Origin of the sequence: Massilia sp. CFBP9012, from assembly GCF_034045115.1 — a bacterium.
Lineage (GTDB): Bacteria > Pseudomonadota > Gammaproteobacteria > Burkholderiales > Burkholderiaceae_D > Telluria.
Map to the genome: position 1 here is coordinate 1 of NZ_JAXCWM010000021.1, position 19,039 is coordinate 19,039.

Annotated in this window: 18 protein-coding genes and 1 pseudogene; 4 read left to right on the forward strand and 15 right to left on the reverse strand. The window is 64.7% G+C overall.

Annotated elements, in window-relative coordinates; all coding sequences use genetic code 11:
* A pseudogene (locus SOM61_RS25015) lies at nt 1-408 on the forward strand (IS4-like element ISSysp3 family transposase); the annotation flags it as partial.
* 157 nt (nt 409-565) lie between these two features.
* Here SOM61_RS25015 and SOM61_RS25020 read toward each other — a convergent pair.
* The 6 genes from SOM61_RS25020 to flhF all read right to left on the reverse strand — a co-directional run bounded on the left by SOM61_RS25020 (nt 566) and on the right by flhF (nt 5,632).
* Nucleotides 566-1,069, reverse strand: coding sequence for a hypothetical protein (locus tag SOM61_RS25020; RefSeq protein ID WP_320476591.1), 504 nt, complete (start codon nt 1,067-1,069; stop codon nt 566-568).
* A gap of 90 nt (nt 1,070-1,159) precedes the next feature.
* Nucleotides 1,160-1,915: a flagellar motor protein MotD gene (gene motD / locus SOM61_RS25025; RefSeq protein WP_320476592.1), complete on the reverse strand. Its 756-nt coding sequence runs from the start codon at nt 1,913-1,915 to the stop codon at nt 1,160-1,162.
* A gap of 14 nt (nt 1,916-1,929) precedes the next feature.
* On the reverse strand, nt 1,930-2,673 hold the full coding sequence (locus SOM61_RS25030; protein ID WP_320476593.1) for a flagellar motor protein: 744 nt from the start codon (nt 2,671-2,673) through the stop codon (nt 1,930-1,932).
* The gene (locus SOM61_RS25035; protein ID WP_109346661.1) at nt 2,655-3,383 is read right to left on the reverse strand and encodes an RNA polymerase sigma factor FliA; all 729 of its coding nucleotides are present in this window, start codon (nt 3,381-3,383) and stop codon (nt 2,655-2,657) included. Before SOM61_RS25035 ends, SOM61_RS25030 begins: the two co-directional genes overlap by 19 nt.
* A gap of 46 nt (nt 3,384-3,429) precedes the next feature.
* Nucleotides 3,430-4,251 carry a MinD/ParA family ATP-binding protein gene (locus SOM61_RS25040; protein ID WP_320476594.1) on the reverse strand — a complete coding sequence of 274 codons (822 nt, stop codon included), beginning with the start codon at nt 4,249-4,251 and terminating at the stop codon, nt 3,430-3,432.
* A complete protein-coding gene (gene flhF, locus SOM61_RS25045; RefSeq protein ID WP_320476595.1) occupies nt 4,244-5,632 on the reverse strand; it encodes a flagellar biosynthesis GTPase FlhF in 1,389 nt (462 codons plus the stop codon). The genes SOM61_RS25040 and flhF overlap by 8 nt, the downstream gene beginning before the upstream one ends.
* 268 nt (nt 5,633-5,900) lie before the next feature.
* On the opposite strand from flhF, the gene SOM61_RS25050 reads away from it, so the two are divergent.
* Complete coding sequence (locus tag SOM61_RS25050) at nt 5,901-6,233, forward strand: hypothetical protein (protein ID WP_320476596.1); 333 nt, start codon at nt 5,901-5,903, stop codon at nt 6,231-6,233.
* A 47-nt stretch (nt 6,234-6,280) separates the two neighbouring features.
* Here SOM61_RS25050 and flhA read toward each other — a convergent pair whose 3' ends face one another.
* From flhA to SOM61_RS25065, 3 genes are all read right to left on the reverse strand, one after another.
* A complete protein-coding gene (flhA, locus tag SOM61_RS25055) occupies nt 6,281-8,395 on the reverse strand; it encodes a flagellar biosynthesis protein FlhA (RefSeq protein ID WP_320476597.1) in 2,115 nt (704 codons plus the stop codon).
* 21 nt (nt 8,396-8,416) lie between these two features.
* Complete coding sequence (gene flhB / locus SOM61_RS25060; protein ID WP_320476598.1) at nt 8,417-9,592, reverse strand: flagellar biosynthesis protein FlhB; 1,176 nt, start codon at nt 9,590-9,592, stop codon at nt 8,417-8,419.
* A gap of 126 nt (nt 9,593-9,718) precedes the next feature.
* Complete coding sequence (locus SOM61_RS25065; protein ID WP_320476599.1) at nt 9,719-10,996, reverse strand: MraY family glycosyltransferase; 1,278 nt, start codon at nt 10,994-10,996, stop codon at nt 9,719-9,721.
* A 292-nt stretch (nt 10,997-11,288) separates the two neighbouring features.
* Between SOM61_RS25065 and SOM61_RS25070 the strand changes: the two genes are divergently transcribed.
* Nucleotides 11,289-12,476, forward strand: coding sequence for a hypothetical protein (locus SOM61_RS25070; RefSeq protein WP_320476600.1), 1,188 nt, complete (start codon nt 11,289-11,291; stop codon nt 12,474-12,476).
* Nucleotides 12,477-12,929: 453 nt separating this feature from the next.
* Here SOM61_RS25070 and SOM61_RS25075 read toward each other — a convergent pair whose 3' ends face one another.
* From SOM61_RS25075 to SOM61_RS25085, 3 genes are all read right to left on the reverse strand, one after another.
* Nucleotides 12,930-13,928: a fumarylacetoacetate hydrolase family protein gene (locus tag SOM61_RS25075; protein WP_320476601.1), complete on the reverse strand. Its 999-nt coding sequence runs from the start codon at nt 13,926-13,928 to the stop codon at nt 12,930-12,932.
* A 37-nt stretch (nt 13,929-13,965) separates the two neighbouring features.
* Nucleotides 13,966-15,102 (reverse strand): phospholipase A, encoded by a 1,137-nt coding sequence (locus SOM61_RS25080; protein WP_320476602.1) that lies wholly within the window; start codon nt 15,100-15,102, stop codon nt 13,966-13,968.
* A gap of 144 nt (nt 15,103-15,246) precedes the next feature.
* Nucleotides 15,247-15,963: a pseudouridine synthase gene (locus SOM61_RS25085; protein WP_320476603.1), complete on the reverse strand. Its 717-nt coding sequence runs from the start codon at nt 15,961-15,963 to the stop codon at nt 15,247-15,249.
* A gap of 234 nt (nt 15,964-16,197) precedes the next feature.
* Between SOM61_RS25085 and SOM61_RS25090 the strand changes: the two genes are divergently transcribed.
* Nucleotides 16,198-16,620 (forward strand): hypothetical protein, encoded by a 423-nt coding sequence (locus SOM61_RS25090; protein WP_320476604.1) that lies wholly within the window; start codon nt 16,198-16,200, stop codon nt 16,618-16,620.
* A gap of 333 nt (nt 16,621-16,953) precedes the next feature.
* Here SOM61_RS25090 and SOM61_RS25095 read toward each other — a convergent pair whose 3' ends face one another.
* The 3 genes from SOM61_RS25095 to SOM61_RS25105 are packed head-to-tail and all read right to left on the reverse strand — an operon-like array spanning nt 16,954 to nt 19,035.
* Entirely contained in the window at nt 16,954-17,955 is a 1,002-nt protein-coding gene (locus tag SOM61_RS25095) for a S49 family peptidase (RefSeq protein ID WP_320476605.1), read from the reverse strand.
* A 26-nt stretch (nt 17,956-17,981) separates the two neighbouring features.
* Nucleotides 17,982-18,359, reverse strand: coding sequence for a Rieske (2Fe-2S) protein (locus SOM61_RS25100; protein WP_320476606.1), 378 nt, complete (start codon nt 18,357-18,359; stop codon nt 17,982-17,984).
* Nucleotides 18,360-18,375: 16 nt separating this feature from the next.
* Complete coding sequence (locus SOM61_RS25105; RefSeq protein ID WP_320476607.1) at nt 18,376-19,035, reverse strand: HAD-IIIA family hydrolase; 660 nt, start codon at nt 19,033-19,035, stop codon at nt 18,376-18,378.
* Nucleotides 19,036-19,039: the final 4 nt, after the last annotated feature.

The following is a 19,039-nucleotide window of genomic DNA, read 5'->3' on the forward strand; positions in this document are numbered from 1 at the left end:
CTATTCCGTATCCTCAAGCGCCAAGGACTCGATATCGAATCGAGCCAGATCGAGCAAGCAGACGAGCTCTTGAAACTGGCAGCTATCGCCACATTGGTAGCAGCAAAAACGCTGCAACTGGTGAACGCGCGCGACGGCAACACGAGTCAATCTGCAAGCGACGCCTTCGACGAAGACGAGATTACAGTCCTAGGGAGATTGCAAGGAAAGCTCGAAGGGCGGACTGAAAGAATGAAGAATCCTTACGTTGCCCGCAGCTTGGCTTGGGCAACGTGGATCATTGCCCGTCTCGGAGGTTGGACGGGCTACGCGAAAGAGGCCAGGGCAGGCCCCATCACGATGCGGCATGGACTTGAACGCTTCGGCAGCATGATGCAAGGCTGGAAGCTTGCACAGATGTGGGCTTAGCCTAGCGCGCAGGCGGGAACTGTGCCACTGGCACAGTTCCCCCTAAGTTATGAGCGCTACGTTAGCGCACGCAAAATTAGGTTCCCGCCTGCGCGGGAACGACGGTCTTGGGGCTGACGAGGCAATCTGGCGCCGGAATACAGCAAGCGGTAAAAGCCTACCGCTGCGTAAACGAAAACTTCACCGGAATCGCCGGACTGCTCTTGATGCTGGCCGCATCGAGCTTGCCCAGGCTACTCAGCCACGGTCCCGCATAGCGGATCTCGTAGCTGTGCTGCCCCGGCTTGAAAGCATAGGCTTCGGTGATGTCGATCGTGTTCAGGTGCGTGGTCTGCGGCTTGACCTCGAGGTAGTCGGCCGGGCCCGGCGCGGCGCGCTTGACCATGCGGCCGGTGTAGGCCACTTCTTCCCCGGGCATGCGCAGGTTGAAGCGCGGGGCGGAGAGGTCGTCGCCCAGGGCGATCTCGCGCGGGATCCATACCGACTGGTCGCCGCGGTTCTCGATCAGCACCCGCACCTTGACCGACTTGGCGCCGGTCTCGACTTCGAGCCGGTGATGCACGTTCACCTTGGCCTCCACGGCCTTGACCGCGCCGGCCAGGCCGCCCAGGGCCAGCAACGTCGCCAGCACAGCTGCCGGCATGCTTCGTTTGACATGCATCTTGTCTCCTTCCGGACGGGGTCACTTGACAACACGCCGCCGCGAACGCGGCGATCGCCTCTCGATTATGACACGACTCGTCGTTACAGTTCAGGGAAGTATGTTACCGCCTGTTTCAGGCAGGGCCGCCAGGATGGTCACCGCCACCCGCCGGTTGCGGGTCTGCCCGACGACGTCGGTATTCGGCGCCACCGGCCGCGTGTCGGCAAAGCCGATCGCCGACAGGCGCGCGGGCGGCAGGCCGTTGTCGATGAAAAGCCGCACCACGCTCGATGCGCGCGCGGTCGACAGTTCCCAGTTCGACGGATACACCGGGCTGGCGATCGGCACGTCGTCGGTGTGGCCCTCGACCTCGATGCGGTGGGTATCGTCCTTCAAGAGGCCCGCCACGGCGCCCAGCACTTCACGCGCTTCCGGATCGAGCAAGGCCTGGCCCTGCTCGAACAGCACGCTGGCATTGATCTCGACGCTGATGCCGCGCGCATTCTGCGTTACCCGCACCTGGCCCGATTTCACCAGCGGCAGCAGGGTCGCCGACAGCTCGCGCGCCATCACGCCCATGCGCTCCTGCTCGCGGCGCGCGGCCTCGTTGCGCTTGCGGTTGATGATGTGCGACAGCGGCAGCACCGGCTCGACGTTGGTATTGACCTGGGTCGACGCGCCGCGTCCGCCAAAGGCGTCGCCCAGGGCGTCCGACAGCACCTGGTACTTGCCCTCGTTGACGATGGAGATAGCGTACATCACCACGAAGAAGGCGAACAGCAAGGTGATCAGGTCGGCGTAGGAGATCAGCCAGCGCTCGTGGTGTTCCTGCGGGACGTCGTCGTCGTAGCGCTTGCGGGCCATGGTCGGACTCGCGCTCAGTGCCGGGCCAGCAGGCTGGCGACGCGCTCGTCGACCACGCGGCCATGGTCGCCGCTAGCGAGATCCGCGAAGACTTCGGCCAGGATCTCGTACTGCGAGACCCGGTCGTTGACGATGGCCTTGAGCTTGTTGCCGACCGGGTAGAAGAACAGGTTGGCCAGGCCGACGCCGTACACGGTCGAGACGAAGGCGACCGCAATGCCGGAGCCCAGGCGCGACGGGTCGGACAGGTTTTCCATCACGTGGATCAGGCCCAGCACGGCGCCCAGGATGCCGATCGTCGGCGCATAGCCGGCCGCCGATTCCCAGATGCGCGCCGCCTGCCGCTGGGCGAATTCATAGCCGTTGATCTCGTGTTCGAGCAGGCTGCGCAGCTTGTCGGGCGCGATGCCGTCCACCACCAGCCGCAGGCCCTTGGCCACGAACGGATCGGCCTTGGCCATGTACTGCTCGAGCGACAGCAGGCCGTCGCGGCGCGCCGTCTGGCTCCACAGGGTGATGTCGCGCGACAGCTTCTGGCGCCCGTTCTTGGGCGGCATGAACACCCAGCGCAGCATGCCGATGCCACGCAGGAAGGTGCGCGTTTCGCTCTGCAGCAGCACGGCGCCGAAGGTGCCGACGACGACAATGGCGAAGGCGGCCGGCTGCATCAGCGATGCGAACCTGCCGCCGTCGAGCGTGTAGCCGAGGAAGATGCCGGCGATCGCCAGCACCAGGCCGATTACGCTGGCCCAGTCCATATATGCTCCCGCAAGGTGGTGCGCAGGCGCGCAACGGCCTGGGTGTGCAGCTGCGACACCCGCGATTCAGAAACGCCCATGACGGCGCCGATTTCCTTCAGGTTCAGCTCTTCTTCATAATACAAGCCCATCAACAGCTTTTCGCGCGGCGGCAGGTTGTCGATGGCCTCGATCACCGCGTGGCGGAAGTCGGTTTCCATCAGGCCGCGCAAGGGGTCGCTGTCGTCCACCGCGTAACGGTCGAGGAAGTTGCCGTCGCCGTCGTCGTCATGGAAATCTTCGTAATACAGCAGTTGGTGGCCGCCCGAGTCGGCCAGCATGTCCTGGTAATCCTCGAGTGAGAGCTTGAGCGACTTGGCCACCTCGGATTCGCTCGGCGGCCGGCCCAGGCGCTGCTGCAGCTCGTGCATCGCGCTCTCGACCTTGCGCATGTTCTGGCGCGTGCTGCGCGGCATCCAGTCGCTGCTGCGCAGCTCGTCGAGCATGGCGCCGCGGATGCGCAGCACCGCATAGGTCTCGAACTGCGCGCCGTGGTTGTCTTCGTAGCGGTTGATGGCATCCAGCAGGCCGATCATGCCGGCTTGCACCAGGTCATCCACTTCCACCGAAGGCGGCAGCTTGGCCTTCATGTGGTGGGCAAGGCGCTTTACCAACGGCATATGCTCCGTCAGCAAAGAATTCTTGTCCGCTTTCCCTTTGACCGTGTACATGCTGGTGTAAGTCTTCTCTCTGCTTGTGCTCTATTGCCGATATCGATTACGAACCAAAGTGGGCCGCGCTCCCCTGCTTGCCGAACTGCGGCATGGCGTGCAGCGCGAACTTGCCTGCCAGCTGGCGAAACGCCACCGACGCGCCGGCCAGCGGGAAGGCATCGACCACGGCCCGGCCCAGGCGCGCGGCCCGGTGCAAGTACTCGTCGGCCGGCACCGCGCCCATGAAACTGAGCTTGACGGCGAGGTAACGTGTTGCTGCTGCTGACATATTATCGTATACCACCTTGGCCTCAGCCTCTGTCGCACCGGTAACAAGGATTCCGAACGGGCGCCGGCCCAGTTGCTGCGACAGGCGCTTGACCAGCGAATAGGCATTCGTGATCGACGCCGCGCTGGTGGACACCTGCACCACGATCTCGGATTCAAGCATCGAGGCCACCGGGAAATCGCCGTCCGGGCCGAGTTCGGCGTCGACGATCACGATTCCCGTTTGCAGCGCCAGCACGTCGAAGGTATTGCCCAGGCGGCGCGCCTCGGCGGCCGTTGCGGGCGCGCCCATCGGCACCACCGAGAAGCCTTGCGGCGCCGGGCGGATCACCTGGTTCAATGCGCTTTCCTGGCGCGCCACCTGCAGCAGCGAGGCGCTGCGGTTCATGCCGAGCCGGCGCGCGACGCCGTAGTCCACTTCGCAGGCGTCGACGATCAGCACGTCGTTGCCGGCCTGGGCCAGCGAGGCGCCCAGGTTGACCAGCATGGCGCCCTTGTCGTCTTCAGGCGTGGCCGAGAGAAAGGTGACCACGCGCGGACGCGGGCCCTGCAGCATGCGACGCAGGCCTTCGGCCTGGTCGAAATCGAAACTAGCCAAGGTTCACCTCGCGTACGGCTGCGGATTGGCTGGCCTGGCCGGCGGCAGCCATCATCAGCGGCAGGTCGGCGTCTGCGGCCGCGTTGCCGCGGTTGCGGAAGGCGCGGTCGACCAGCATGGCGCGGTCGGCCACATGCAGGTCTTCCGGCACGCGCTGGCCGTTCGAGATGTAGTGCAGGTTCAGCTTCTGGCGGATCACGACGTCGAGCACGCCGCCGATCGATGCGGCCTCGTCCATCTTGGTCATGATGGCGCCGTGCAGGCCGCTGCCCTGATAGGCGCGCACCACTTCGTTCAGCGTTTCGTTGGTCGAGGTCGAGTTCAGGCACAGCAGACGCTTCACGTCGGCGCCCGAACCGGACAGCATGGCGACCTGCTCGGCCACCATGTGGTCGCGCTGCGACATGCCGATGGTGTCGATCAGCACGGTGTGCTTGTTGCGCAGTTCTTTCAGGGCGATGCGCAGGTCGGCTTCGTCCTTCACCGAGTGCACCATCACGCCCAGGATCTTGCCGTAGATGCGCAGTTGTTCGTGGCCGCCGATACGGTAAGCATCGGTGGTGATCAGGGCCAGCTTGTCCGGGCCGTGGCGCATCACGCAGCGCGCGGCCAGCTTGGCGGTGGTGGTGGTCTTGCCGACGCCGGTCGGGCCGACCAGGGCATAGACGCCGCCCTGCTCCAGCAGCGCGTCTTCGTTGCCGATGGTGGTCAGGTTACGAGTCAGCACGGACTTGACCCAGCGCATGGCTTCGGCGGCATCCTTGGTTGCCGGCATTTTTTCAATCAGGAAGCGTGCCAGGGTAGCCGAGAAACCGGCGGCCAGCATCTCGCGCAGCACGGTCGCCTTTTGCGGCTCGCGCTGGGCGGTGGCGTTCCACGACAGTTCGGCCAGCTGGGTTTCCATCAGGCCGCGCATGGCGCGGATCTCGCTCATCATGCCGTTCATCTCGGCGGCGGCCGATTCCTTGGCCTGGGCGATGGCGGCGCTCATCATCGAGGTCATGGCGCTCATGTCGATCGCCGGCTCCGCGCTTGGCGCGCGGCGCTCGGCGTAGGTCGGGGCTGGCTCGGCGTAGGCTGGCGCCATCGGCGCGGCCGGGGCGGCGTCCTGCAGGCGGCGCGACAGGAAGGCCGGGGCGGCGGCGGGTGCGGGCGCCAGGTCTTCCAGATGCTGCAGCTGCAGGTTGGGCTTCGGCTGGGCCATTTCCGAGTCAACGACCGGCGCGGACAGCGAGGCCACGTCATCGTTGTCCAGCGCGAGGATCTCGACCTGGCCGTCGACTGGACGGTTGGAGAGGATGACGGCATCCGGCCCCAGGGCTTCGCGCACCTTGCGCAATGCATCTCGGGAAGTTGCTGCCGTAAATTTCTTAACCTTCATCTGGTTCTCCGCGCTTCAATCTGGTTCTGCATGACGGGCACGATGCCTGTCGATAGGAAGCATTATTGACGATGCCCTCAGGAAACCATCAGGGGAAAAGGATGGGGAAAATGGTCTATTTCGACGGAATCAGTAAAACCGATACCTTTTGACGGAGTGACAAGCCGGTTTCTCGTCCAAAGTCATCTCATGGCTGGGCGATCTTTACTCGCGCGGGGAGGTCTAAACGGGAAGGCAAGCCACCTGTCGATGGCGCCGGGAGGACACCATGGTCAAATCGATTCGACTGTTGTATCGCAACGTCCAGGGCCGCGTGCGATGCAATTACAACTGGGACTGGCAAAAGATGTGCGAGCGCTCCGCCGTCATGGTCACCGCGGTCGAGTGGAGCGCCGGGGCGGGGTATCCGCAGGATTCCTCACCCGGCCGCCCCCACCTTGGCCCGGCGAATGTGTATGTGACCAATATCGGGCCGCACGATTCCGAGGGCGGGCCGGGCGGCGTCGAGTTCTATCTGCACGCCGACTCCGAAACGCCGCTCGATGTGCTGGTGACCATTACCGACCTTGGGCTGGTCGAGCGCACGGTCCTGGCCAAATAACGATCGGGCGCTTTCCGCAGAAGCGCCCGGGCGTTGCCTCCTGATGCTTACATCGGCACGCCGACCAGGCTGGTCACCCGAATCGTTTTGCTCTCTGGCACTTCTGCATGCGACAGCACTTTCAGCTGCGGCACGGCGCGGCGCAGGAAGCGCGACAGCAGCACGCGCAGCGGGGCCGGCACCAGCAGCACCGGCGTGTGGCCCATCTGCTCCTGCTGGTTGGCCGAGTTGGCCGCCTGCTGGGCGATGGTGTCGGCCAGGCCCGGCTCGATGCCGGTGCCGTCGCCGCCATTGCCCATGGCTTGCAGCAGCAGGCGCTCGAGGCGGTTGTCCAGGGTCATCACCGACAATTCGTTCTCGCCCGGGAACAGCTGCTGGACGATGGCGCGGCCCAGGGCCACACGCACCACGGCGGTCAGTTCCGACGGATCCTGCGTCATGTTCGCGTGTTCCGACAGTGCCTCGATGACCGAGCGCATGTCGCGGATGTGCACGCCTTCGACCAGCAGGTTCTGCAGCACTTTCTGCAGGACCGACAGCGAGACGACTTTCGGCACCAGGTCTTCGACCAGTTTCGGCGTTTCCTTGCCAAGGTGGTCCAGCAGCGCCTGCACTTCCATGCGGCCCAGCAGTTCCGAGGCGTGCATCGTGATCAGGTGGTTCAGGTGGGTCGCCACCACGGTGCCGGCGTCGACCACGGTGTAGCCCATGCTCTGCGCTTCGTCGCGCAGGCCGGCTTCGATCCAGGTGGCTGGCAGGCCAAAGGCCGGATCGGTGGTCACCAGGCCTGGCAAGGTACCGCTGGCCATGCCCGGGTTGATGGCCAGGAACTGGCCATTGATCGCTTCGCCGCTGCCCACTTCCACGCCCTTCAGGGTGATGCGGTAAGCCGATGGCTTGAGTTCCAGGTTGTCGCGGATGTGTACCGGCGGCGCCAGGAAGCCCACTTCTTGTGCGAACTTCTTGCGGATGCCCTTGATACGCTTGAGCAGCTCGCCGCCCTGGTTCTTGTCGACCAGCGGGATCAGGCGGTAGCCGACTTCCAGGCCCAGGGTGTCGACCGGCATGACGTCTTGCCAGGTCGCTTCTTCGCTCTCGGCCGGCGCGCGGCTTGCGGCGGTGGCGTCGGCGGCGGCCGCGGCTGCGGCTTCCTCCTGGGCCGGTGCGTTCTTGCGGCGCTTCGAGATCATGTAGCCGGTGCCGGCCAGCGCACCACCCAGCAGCAGGAAGATCAGGTTCGGCATGCCCGGGATCAGGCCCAGGCCACCGATGATGGCGGCGGTGATGTACATCGATTCAGGACGCGCCAGCAGCTGGTTGGTCAGCTGCGAGCTGACGTCTTCGTCGTTGGCGACACGCGACACGACCATACCGGCTGCGATCGAGATGATCAGCGAAGGAATCTGCGACACCAGGCCGTCACCGATGGCCAGCAGGGTGTAGATCTTGGTTGCTTCGCCCATGGCCAGGTCGTGCATCACCACGCCGACGATCAGGCCGCCGACAATGTTGATCACGGTAATCATGATACCGGCGACAGCGTCGCCTTTCACGTATTTCGAGGCGCCATCCATGGCGCCGTAGAATTCGGCTTCTTGCGAGACTTCCTGGCGGCGCTTGCGGGCTTCGGCTTCGCCGATCAGGCCGGCGTTCAGGTCGGCGTCGATCGCCATCTGTTTACCTGGCATCGCGTCCAGGGCGAAACGTGCGCCCACCTCGGCGATACGGCCCGCGCCCTTGGTCACGACCGAAAAGTTGATGATGGTGAGGATGATGAAGACGACGATACCGACGGTGTAGTTACCGCCGATCAGGAAGTGGCCGAAGGCCTCGACCACCTTGCCGGCCGCGGCGGAGCCGGTGTGGCCCTCGGTCAGGACAATACGGGTGGACGCCACGTTCAGCGCCAGGCGCAGCATGGTCGAGACCAGCAGGATGGCCGGGAAGGCCAGGAAGTCGAGCGGCTTGACCGTATACAGCGCGGTCAGCAGGATGATGATCGACAGCGCGATATTGAAGCTGAAGAACACGTCGAGCACGAATGCCGGCAACGGCAGGATCATCATTGCCAGCAGCATGATGATCAGGACCGGCGCTGCCGCCTTGCTGCCTTGTGCACCAAGGCCGCTCATCCAGGCTGGCAGTTTCATGCTGTTGGTCATTCAGTTCACTCCGTGATCAGTTCAATTCGGCCCCCCTGGCTTGGGCTGCGCTTGCTGCTGCGACGCCGGGTTCAGCGGGTCCATCTCGTCAGGCACTTTCAGCTTCGTCGGGCGATCCGGGTAATCCCCGTCACCCTTCTTGTAGGCGCGCAGCTGGTAGACATAGGCCAGCACTTCCGCCACCGCCGAGTACAGCTTTTCCGGGATCTCGTCGTCGATATCGGTATGCTTGTACAGGGCGCGGGCCAGGGCCGGGGCTTCCATCAGCGTGACCTTGTGTTCCTGGCCCAGCTCGCGGATCTTGGCGGCCACGTCGTCGATGCCCTTGGCCACGACCCGCGGCGCGCCTTTGCCATCCGTATACTTCAGCGCCACTGCATAGTGGGTCGGGTTAGTGACGATCACATCTGCAGTAGGTACATTTTGCATCATCCGGCCCCGGGCCATTTCGCGCTGCAACTGGCGAATCTTCCCCTTAATCTGAGGATTGCCGTCCGACTCCTTCGATTCCTGGATCATTTCCTGGCGCGTCATTTTCAGTTTGTCTTTCCAGTGCCATAACTGGTAAGGACCGTCGATCAGGGCGATGAAGCCCAGCGCGCCGACGATGAACAGGAAGGATTTGCCGATCATGGCGCCCACGTGGGCGCTGCTTTCGTTGAGGGGTTCGACCGCCAGGCCCAGCATCGCCTCCTTCTGGCCGCTGACGACGATATAGGCCACCACGCCAATGACGATGGTCTTGGCGACCGCCTTGAGCAGTTCGACCAGGGCGTTTTTCGAGAACATATTGCCAATACCCTTGATCGGGTTCAGCTTCCCGAAATTGGGCATGAAGGCTTTGGAAGAGAACAGCCAGCCGCCGATCAGCAGCGGCGAGACCAGGGCGATGACCATGATCGCGCCCGCGATCGGCAGGCAGGCCAGCAGCACGCCCACCAGGTCGCCCAGGATGCGCTCGATCAGGATGGCGGGATTGAAGACCTGCTCGCGGTCGAGCGACAGGCCGGACTTGAGCGCCAGGCTCAGTTTACCGACAAGCATGCCCCCGAAGGCCCACAGGCAAGCCCCGGCGGTCATCAGGACGGTAAAGGTGGCCAGCTCCCGCGATCTGGGAACGTCGCCGTCCTCGCGCGCCTTCTCGATCTTCCGGGGCGATGCGTCTTCTGTCTTCTCTGCGTCGCTATCTTCCGACATCCCTACTCCGCCAAAACTATGTCACATGCGCCTTTGTACCGCGCAAATGAAATTATCGCCGGAATTGTCGTGCGGCTAGAAAGAAAACAGGATGGGAAACCAGCCGCTGTTCGCGGCTGGTAGGCATTACATGCGACGGCGGACGAAGGCCGGAGCCGGCTGCTCGCGGCCGAGGTCGGACAGGGGCGCCGCCTGGTTGGCCGCGCTCGGCTTGGCGACGCGGGCCGCCACGATGACCGGAGAAATCACCGGCGCCGACATCGGGACGATCGGAGTGACGATCGGCTTGATCACCTTGACGGTAGCCGTGGTGGCCGGCGCCAGCGGGGCGGCGGCCATATGGGCCGGCAGGCGGCGACGGGCGCGCCAGGCGGCGACCACCAGGCCGTACACGGCCAGGTACAAGGCGAAACTGGCCACCACACCCTGCATCAGCACGTCGGGAGAGCCGGCATGGTTGACGGCCAGCGCGGCCGGCACCAGGGCGATGCTCCACGACACCGGCGACACGCAGGCATTGCGCAGCGGCGCCGGCAGCATGCGCAGGTAGCGCGCGGTGATTGCCGTCTTGACCAGGCTGTGCAGGTGCCAGCTGTCCGGATGGCCCGGATGGCGGCGGCACCACAGGCGGCGGCAGATGGTGAACAGGGTTTCGAACACCGGATAGGCGCAGGCCAGCAGCGGGGCCCAGGCCGAGACCGACGGATTGCGGTAGACCAGCATCACCGACAGCCAGGCCAGCAGGAAGCCGAGCAGGTAGGCGCCGCCGTCGCCGAGGAACAACTTGCCAAACGGGAAATTGACGACGAAGAAGCCGGCCGTCACCGCGCAGATCACGAAGCACAGCTGGGCCAGGTGGACGTCGCCGGCGCCCAGGGCGATCAGGCCCAGGGTGGCCAGGCCGATCACGACCGTGCCGCTGGCCAGTCCGTTGAAACCATCGATGATGTTGACCGCATTGGCCACGCCGCCCACCGCGAAGGCGGTAAACAGCACCGAGAACGGCAGCCAACCCAGCAGGCTGTCGAGCGGCGCCAGGCCGGTGTATTGCAGGGTGACGCCGGTCAGGAACCAGCAGACCGCACCGCTGGCCATGGTCGCCAGCAGGCGTGCACGCACCGACACGGTGCGGGTCAGGTCTTCGGCCAGGCCGAACACGAAGGCCGGCAAGGCGGCCACCAGCACCGGCAGCAGCAGTTCCTGCTGCGCCTGCGGGAGGACGCCCAGCGCCATCCACAGGCCGATCATGATGGCGGCGCCACCGATGCGCGGGGTCGGGGTGATATGGAATTTCTGCACACCGCGCGTCGCGTCAAGCGAATAGCGCCCATGCCAGCGTGTGGTGAACACGAGCAGGAGGGAGCAGATCAGCGATGTGAGAAAGCCGATTTCGAGGCCGGCCATGGGAAGGTTATTAATACTCATAGAACCACTTTGTTAACTCGTCAATTCTATCGCATTTCTCGTTGATCTTCCGGCAAACGTGCCTGGGCAAGGATTCTATCCCAATGTCACAAATGCTCTGTTCTGTAGTGCAAGCCATTGATTGTGCAAGAACAATTCGACGATTCTAGGTAGGTTGCGATCCGCCAATCAATCGCCCTGAAACTTCTCCTAATATTTCTCCACAAATTGTTACACTTTTCTCCAGTGATATTTGGATAGATTTATTTCTTGTTCACAAATAAGGTGAACCATGGCAAAACATAATCGCCAGCCGCATATCTTCATTTTCAGCATTGTGTTATGCCTGAGCGCGCTGTATCCGGGGACTGCCTGGCCGCAGGGCGCCCCCTCCCCCGAATTGCTGGAAGCCCGGGCCCGCCTGCTGGAAGCGGAAACCCGGCAGGCGCTGGCCGAGGCCGAGCGCGCCGAACTGCTGGCGCGCCTGCCGCCGGTCCAGGCCAAGGCCTTGAGCGGCAACGTCGAAGTGGGCAAGCTGAGCGCCGCCGGCCTGGCGCGCGCTTTCGACCTGGCGCTGGAACTCGCGCTTGAAGTCTGCGCCGGCCTGCCCCAGGACCGCCAGGTCACCTTGTACGACCCGGTTGTCAGCCAGGGCGTGGTGGCGGCGCGCACCGTCGATGGCGCCCTCGCACGCACCGCGCAGGAATTGGCCGAGCGCAATCTCGAGCTGCAACACTACATTAACGCGCAGACCCCGCAATCGGCTGACCGCCGCCCGGCAATACCGCTGATCTGGCTCACGACGCCCACGGTATTGCTGCGCGCCGGCGCCGACCTGGCCAGCCTGTTCAAGAGCGACGCGACGCTGGCCGGCAGCGCCTATGGCGACGGCGCGCGCGCCCTGTTCGCCAGTGCGCTGGCACGTTCCTGCCCCGCCCGCCTCGCCGGACTGAGCGGCGGCTATATGGGCGAACTCGACATCACGCGGCATGACCGCCTGCTCGACCAGGTCAGGCTGGTGGGCGCAGAACGGTCGGTGCTGGCCCAGCACGCGGCGCGGCTGGAGGTGCTGGCCGACGCCGCCAAGGGCGAGCTCAAGAAAGAGCTACAGGCCGTCGAGACCGCCGCCAGGGCCCAGCTGAAGGCGGTCGACGCCTTCACCGAGGGGCTGCGCGCGGGCGAGGCCAGCGACAAAAGCCCCCTGTTCACCGCCGCGCGCTACCTCGGCCAGGCCGAACGCAGCGCCGGCGCCCTCGTGCTGGACGTCGACCTGCGGCTGGAAGGCCTGACCCAGGTGCGCGGCACCCTGTTCGGCGGCGAACGCCTGTCCCTGTCCGGCGTGGCCTTCCTGTGGTACCGACTGCACGAGCCGGACGGCCGACTGCTGCGCGCCGACGCGCTGCGGCGGGTCAGCAGGCCAGTGGAGGTGCAGTTGCGTGGGGAGCGCGTTTCCGACGAATTCTGGAACTCGCAACGTTGAACAATAGTTACCCATAACCAACGTCGTCCCCGAGAAGGCGCACTAGCGTCCGGAATAATTTCGGGCGCTTGAAAGTGTCCGCTTCATAGGAGAAACCACGTCGTTCCCGCGCAGGCGGGAACCCAAGTGTGCACGGCCAGTGGCCTAAAATCGACCTCCGATGAACGTTCGGGTCACGCAAGAGCATGAACATGCTGTGATTTCACTTGGATCCCCGCCTCCGCGGGGATGACGATGCTTAATTTGAGTATAAATATTCCGGACGCTAGTGCGCGAAGGCGGGGACCCAATTGCTGCCCGCGCTACCGCGCCGCATGCAAGCTTAGGCCCCCGCCTCCGCGGGGGCGACGTGTGGCCGCGGGGGCGACATGCAGCCGCGGGGGCGACGTGCGGCCGCGGGGGCGACGTGCGGCCGCGGGGGCGACGTGTGGCCGCGCGCGACGTGCAGGTGTTTCAGGCCGAATCCGGATGCTTGAGCACCTGTTCGATCGCCCCAAACAAGGATTTGCCATTCTCATCGAGCATCTCGATGCGCACCGTGTCGCCAAACCGCAGGTACTGGGTGACCGCTTCGCCCCCATCGATCGTTTCCTGCCAGCGCTGGGTGGCGATGCTGGCGTAACCCGGCGTGTGGCGACGCGTCGCGCGGTTCGCCACGACGCCTGTGCCGACGACCGTGCCCGCCGCAACCTTGCGGCTGCCGGCCAGCGCCGCCAGCAATTGCGGGAAATTGAAGGCCAGGTCTTCGCCCGCCTCGAGGGTGCCGACCGGGTTGCTGTTCCACATCACCCGCAGCGGCAGCGCGGCCTTGCCGCCGCGCCAGGCCTCGCCCAGTTCGTCCGGCGTCACGGCCACCGGCGCGAACGCCGTTGCCGGCTTCGCATGCAGCAGGCCCAGGCCGGCGGCCCGCTCATCCGCCACCAGGTTCTGCAAGGTCACGTCATTGGCCAGCAACAGCAGGCGGATCTGGCCGTTCGCTTCGTCCGGCGTTGCACCCTGCGGCACATCGCCGCTCACGGCCGCCAGTTCGGCGCCGAAATCGATGCCCCACTCCTCGCGGGCCAGCACCAGGTCTTGCCGCGGACCAAGGAAGCCGTCGCTCGCCGCCCAGGCCAGCTGCGGCGCGTCGCGCCAGGCCGCCGGCAGTTCAGCGCCAGAGGCACGGCGTTCCAGTTCGTGGTGATGCAGGTAAGCGGCGCCGCACACGCGCCCGCTCGCGCGCGGCAACGGGGCCATGCAGCGGCCCGGGTCGAAGTCGAAGGGGCGGCGCGCCTTGCCCTCGTTCAGTTGGCGATAGAGGGCGTCGAGCTGGGGCGCAATGAAGGCCCAGTCGTCGAGGGCGGCACGCAGGCTGGGCGCGATGCCGTCAGCGACGTGGGCGGTCTTGAGGTCACGCGACACCACGGCCAGCTGGCCGTCGCGGGTGCCGTCGTGGAGGGTGGCGAGTTTCATGGGCGGACTCCGGGAATCGAGCCCGCCATTCTACAGATCAATATTTAACGATGACACCGGCGCCGACGCTGCGCTGGAAATAGTTATAGTCGATCATGCTCTGTCCGTAGCCGGCGAAGGCATTGATATAACCCTTGACCGGGCCGGCCAGCGGGAAGGCCCAGCCGACCTGGACCGCGCCCTTGTCGGTGCTGAAGTTGCGCCGCACCAGGGCCGACAGCTCATGCCCGCCGTTCAGGCGATAGTTGCCAGCCACTTCGAAGCGGCCCATGTAGTCGGTGATGTCCGGGTTGTTATCGTCTTCGGCCGATTCATTGACCCGCTTCCAGGCCTTGACAGTCATGCTCAGCGGACCGCGCTCCAGGCCGACCTGGGCGTAGAAGCGGTTCCAGCTGCGCGACAGGGTCGAAGACTGCCCATTCGACTGGTGCACGAAGCCCAGGTTCAGGAAACGCACATTGACGCCGGCCAGCGCGTAGTCGAGCGGCGTGACGACCATGACCTCGGGCTGGTAATTGGTCTCGCGGAAGGGGCTGGACGCCTCGTGGTTGGCGGCCTGCCAGAAGCTGTTCTGGGTGTAGCCGAACCAGACGTCGACCGGCAATTCGAACAGCGTCTCGACCAGCTTCATCTTGAAGCTGAGCTGGAACTCGAGCTCGGCCTTCGACAAACCTTCGGCATCCGGGTCTGCCTCCCAAAAATCGCGGTAAGGCTCTTCGTTCGGACGGTGGGTCCGGGTCGCGATCAGATAGCTCGGGTGGTGCGGACGGAACTTGAACACGCCGCGCTTGTCGCGCGAGTCGAGCTCCCAGTGGCTGCTCAGCGTGTACTGGGCCGCGGCCTGCACTACCGGGTCGACCGAGGCGGTGCGGTCCAGCGCGCTGGTGCGCGGCGCATCGAAAGCGCCCTCGGCTATCGGCGCCGTGGTCGGCACCGGCGGCACGGCGGCCGGGGTGGTGGGCGTGGTCACGGCCGCGGTGGCCGGACCGGTGCCGGCGGCGGACACCGCCTGGCTGGCGACGACGCCGTCGAAGCAGGCCAGGCGGCCGCTGCCGTCGGCGATGGCGGCGCATTCGGCCAGGGTTTGCGGCGCGGTCTGGGCCAATGCCGGCAAGGCCAGCAGGAGCGGGATCAGGGCGATGGTATGGGGAAGTCTCGGGCGATAAGCGTGCATATTTATTGTTCTATATCAAAACGTTCGCGCAGCAACTGATGTTCAGTTGCCATCGCGCGTAAGTGTCGCGGATATTTCTTATCGATGTCGCACGTATTGCACTCAGGCATGCGGCGACTTCTACGCCCTTGGGCTCCGCCTCGTTCAGGCAGGCACCAGCAGGTCGAGCTGAGCCTGGTCCAGGAAGCACCATTCGCCTTCTTCGAGGCCGAGCGATTCCAGGGTCAGGCCACCGATCTGCGAGCGGTGCAGCGCGCTGCAATGGTTGCCGGCGGCGGCCAGCATCCGTTTGACCTGGTGGTATTTGCCCTGTTCCAGGACGATCTCGAGGGTATGTTCGCCGCGCTGGACACAGGACACCGCCTTCAGGGGCGCCGGCTCGTCGTTCAGCTGCACGCCGGCCAGCATGTGGGCGACCAGCTCGGCAGTCACCGGCTCGGCGGTTGTGGCCTGGTAGACCTTGGGCACGTGACGCTTGGGCGAGGACTGGGCGTGGATGAATGGGCCGTCGTCCGACATCAGGAGCATGCCCGTGGTGTCGTGGTCGAGGCGGCCGACCGGCTGCACATCGCGCCAGGTGAACTGTTCCGGCAGCAAGGTCAGCACGCCCGGATGGTGGCTCGGCTTGCGCGAGCATTCGAAGTTGGCCGGCTTGTACAGCGCGATGTAGGCGTGCTCGCGATACGCCCATTCTTCGTCGAACACGGTCAGGACCAGGCCATCGGTGTCGAAGGTGGCCTTGTAGCTGTCGACGGTCTCGCCGTTGACGGCGACGTCGCCATCCTCGATCAGTGCGCGGCAATATTTGCGGGTGCCGAATCCCTGCGATTGCAGGATACGGTCTAGGGACAATTTACTCATGGGCCGAGACTTTACCAGATGCGCAGGCCCCTTGGGGAGCGTTGCCAGGCATACCTGTTAGCGTTATCGGGTAAATTTGGTAGCGTTACCTCCAACCCGTAGTGCATGCGTTCGTTCATTTGAGCAGCGTCAAGCCTTTCGAAATTCGCATTGATAGACTTCAACACGTTAGGAATCCGCCTAACGGCACCTAAGGCGTCCCTGTCATGGGGAGGCCATAGCCAGAGGATAGGAATGAACGTGAACGACGATCTCGACACCGCAAATGGAAAGCTTTCCGCCCAAGAGTCCCATTGTGCGCGCCAACGGCTCGCCAAGGACCAGGCGGCGCTTTTCCCCACCCGACTCGCCATGGCGCGCTGGCGCGGCGGCGGTCTCCCCCACCTGCACGGCGGCCATCCACCGTTGCGCGCCGCCTGGTATGCCCGCACCGTGCGCGAGTACCAGGCTTGGCTCGACCGTGGCGGCTTTGCCCAGCACGAAGAGCTGATACCCTTGCGAAAGCCGGCGATGTGGCATCTGCCACAGGCAAGCTTGCCACAAGCTGGATTGCAGGTCTCACAACAAAACAACCGATACCCTACGCAGCAGAATTCGCAGTCACCCTGCCGTTCGGATCGCGACGGCGATGCCCGGCAGTGCGGCACTTGTACCTGAACCGGCACGCCTCCCGGCAGGACGCCGGAGGCATCCGATGAGACCGGAAAACAGGCCGACGGAAAACTGGAAGAGCGCAGGCGCCGTACCGCTGAAGTACAAAAGGAAACGACGGCCAAGGCCGTCGTTTCCGTTCCTGCGGCAGGCAGGCCATGCGGCAAGCCTCCCAGGGATGTACTACCATGAGGAATTGAATTCTCTCGAAAACCGCACCGCGTGCGGTGGATAGCGTGTTGCCGTCCGGGCCGACCGAAGCATTTGCCTCTTGACCCTTGATGCTCGCGCTACCGTTCCACTATAGACGCTAGCCGTCTGTATTCAAGTACAAAATGTTCAGCGCAATTTCGGCACGGCGCCATGATAGGCCGCCTTGACCGCGCTTTCGCCGACCGCGGCGCCAAATTTCTTGAGCACCCTTTCTGGCAAGCCTTCGTGCGCCGTGTAGTCGACGATGTCCTCGGCCTTGACGATGTCGCGCGCTACCGTGTCGACGGTGCCGAAGGCGTCGGCCAGGCCCATGTCCACCGCCTTGGCGCCGGTCCAGTACAGGCCGGAGAAGGTTTCCGGGGTTTCCTTCAGGCGCTTGCCGCGCCCGGCGCGCACCACCGCGATGAACTGCTCGTGAATCTCGTTGAGCATCTCCTGGGCGTGTTCGCGGTGCTTCGCGGACTGCGGGCTGAACGGATCCATGAAACCCTTGTTCTCGCCGGCCGTCATCAAACGCCGCTCGATGCCGAGCTTGTCCATGGTGCCGGTGAAGCCGAAGCTGTCCATCAGCACGCCGACCGAACCGACGATCGAGGCCTTGTTGACGTAGATGCGGTCGGCCGCCGACGCGATGTAGTAGCCGCCCGAGGCGCAGATCTCGTCCACCACCACGTACAGCGGTTTATCGGGGTAGCCGCGCTTGAGGCGCTGGATCTCGTCGACGATGATGCCGGCCTGCACCGGGCTGCCGCCGGGGCTGTCGATGCGCAGCACCACCGCCGCCGAGCCGGGGTCGGAAAACGCCTTGTTCAGCGAGGGGATCACCGTATCGGCCGCACCGCTGCCTTCGGCTTCGATCTCGCCGTTGATTTCGATCAGGGCCGTGTGGCGGCCCAGGTTTTCGACGTCGCCGCTGCCGAAATTGAAGTCGTAGTATGCCCACAGCGCCAGCAGGGCGACGCCGAGGAAGCTCAGTTTGAAGAAAATGCTCCAGCGCCGGGCGCGGCGCCGCTCCTGAACGGTGGCGAACACCAGTTTCTCGAGCGTTTCGCGCTCCCAGTTGCCTATCGTCGGATTCGATGCGAGCCGGCTGTCGCCGGGGTGGTCATGGCTCGTTTGGTCACTCATAAAGTCGGATGGGTCGACGGCGAGCGCTATCCCTGCGCAGGTGCGCGGAACCGCTCGTCGGGCAGCCAGTATATCTTGCCCGCGCCTTCGTGTACGGCGATCGGATGCAGGCGCCCGCCACGGCACGGACCGCCAGCGCACTTGCCGCTGCCGGGCTCGTACACCGCACCGTGGGTGGCGCACATCAGGTACTGGCCGCCGGACTCGAAGAACTCCCCTTCCCGCCAGTCGAGCTCGATCGGAACATGGGCGCAGCGGTTCAGGTAGCCATACACCTGGCCGCCGTGGCGGATCACGAAACCGGTGGCCGGCTGTCCCCAGGCCAGCAGCGCAAAGCGCACGCCGCGGCCAGCGTCGAGCAAACCATCGGCATCGCACACGAACAGGCGTTCATCTTGCGCCATCTGCCCGCTCCCGGGTTCAGGCATGCTCGAGCAGCCAGGCATGCAGCTCGGGAATCGAGCGCGCCGAGAACAGCGGGTGGCAGGCTTGCAGCTGGGCTACCGGGTGTGCGCCGAACTCGACGGCGATACCGGACGCGCCGGCATTGTTGGCCATCAGGAGATCGTGGGTGGTGTCGCCGATCATCACGGTGCGGCGCAGGTCCTGGCCCAGCTCGCGGGTCAGTTCTTGCAGCATGGCGGGATGGGGCTTCGAGAATGTCTCATCCGCGCAACGGGTAGCGTCGAAGATCGACAGCAGGCCGGTGGCGTTCAGGGCACGGTTGAGGCCTACCCGGCTTTTGCCGGTGGCCACGGCCAGGAAGTATCCCTCATTATTAAGATCGGCCAACATCTCACGAACGCCCTTGAACAACACCAGTTCGTGGTCCTTGGTGAGGAAGTGATAGCGGTAGCGCTCGACCATGCGCGGATACATGGCCGGCTGGATGTCGGGCATCACCGCCTGCATCGCCTCGGCCAGGCCGAGTCCGATGACGTGGGCAGCCGACGTGTCGCTCGGGACCGGCAGGGCAAGGTCGCGCGCCGCCGCCTGGATGCACTTGACGATGGCCGCCGTGCTGTCCATCAGCGTGCCGTCCCAGTCGAACACGATCAGGTCAAATTGTTTTCTTGCCATTAGT

Coding starts and splice junctions, on each gene's coding strand:
- SOM61_RS25020 (WP_320476591.1), bottom strand. CDS start 1,069: ATGCATGTCAAACGAAGCATGCCGGCAGCTGTGCTGGCGACGTTGCTG.
- motD (WP_320476592.1), bottom strand. CDS start 1,915: ATGGCCCGCAAGCGCTACGACGACGACGTCCCGCAGGAACACCACGAG.
- SOM61_RS25030 (WP_320476593.1), bottom strand. CDS start 2,673: ATGGACTGGGCCAGCGTAATCGGCCTGGTGCTGGCGATCGCCGGCATC.
- SOM61_RS25035 (WP_109346661.1), bottom strand. CDS start 3,383: ATGTACACGGTCAAAGGGAAAGCGGACAAGAATTCTTTGCTGACGGAG.
- flhF (WP_320476595.1), bottom strand. CDS start 5,632: ATGAAGGTTAAGAAATTTACGGCAGCAACTTCCCGAGATGCATTGCGC.
- SOM61_RS25050 (WP_320476596.1), top strand. CDS start 5,901: ATGGTCAAATCGATTCGACTGTTGTATCGCAACGTCCAGGGCCGCGTG.
- flhA (WP_320476597.1), bottom strand. CDS start 8,395: ATGACCAACAGCATGAAACTGCCAGCCTGGATGAGCGGCCTTGGTGCA.
- flhB (WP_320476598.1), bottom strand. CDS start 9,592: ATGTCGGAAGATAGCGACGCAGAGAAGACAGAAGACGCATCGCCCCGG.
- SOM61_RS25065 (WP_320476599.1), bottom strand. CDS start 10,996: ATGGCCGGCCTCGAAATCGGCTTTCTCACATCGCTGATCTGCTCCCTC.
- SOM61_RS25070 (WP_320476600.1), top strand. CDS start 11,289: ATGGCAAAACATAATCGCCAGCCGCATATCTTCATTTTCAGCATTGTG.
- SOM61_RS25075 (WP_320476601.1), bottom strand. CDS start 13,928: ATGAAACTCGCCACCCTCCACGACGGCACCCGCGACGGCCAGCTGGCC.
- SOM61_RS25080 (WP_320476602.1), bottom strand. CDS start 15,102: ATGCACGCTTATCGCCCGAGACTTCCCCATACCATCGCCCTGATCCCG.
- SOM61_RS25085 (WP_320476603.1), bottom strand. CDS start 15,963: ATGAGTAAATTGTCCCTAGACCGTATCCTGCAATCGCAGGGATTCGGC.
- SOM61_RS25090 (WP_320476604.1), top strand. CDS start 16,198: ATGAACGTGAACGACGATCTCGACACCGCAAATGGAAAGCTTTCCGCC.
- SOM61_RS25095 (WP_320476605.1), bottom strand. CDS start 17,955: ATGAGTGACCAAACGAGCCATGACCACCCCGGCGACAGCCGGCTCGCA.
- SOM61_RS25100 (WP_320476606.1), bottom strand. CDS start 18,359: ATGGCGCAAGATGAACGCCTGTTCGTGTGCGATGCCGATGGTTTGCTC.
- SOM61_RS25105 (WP_320476607.1), bottom strand. CDS start 19,035: ATGGCAAGAAAACAATTTGACCTGATCGTGTTCGACTGGGACGGCACG.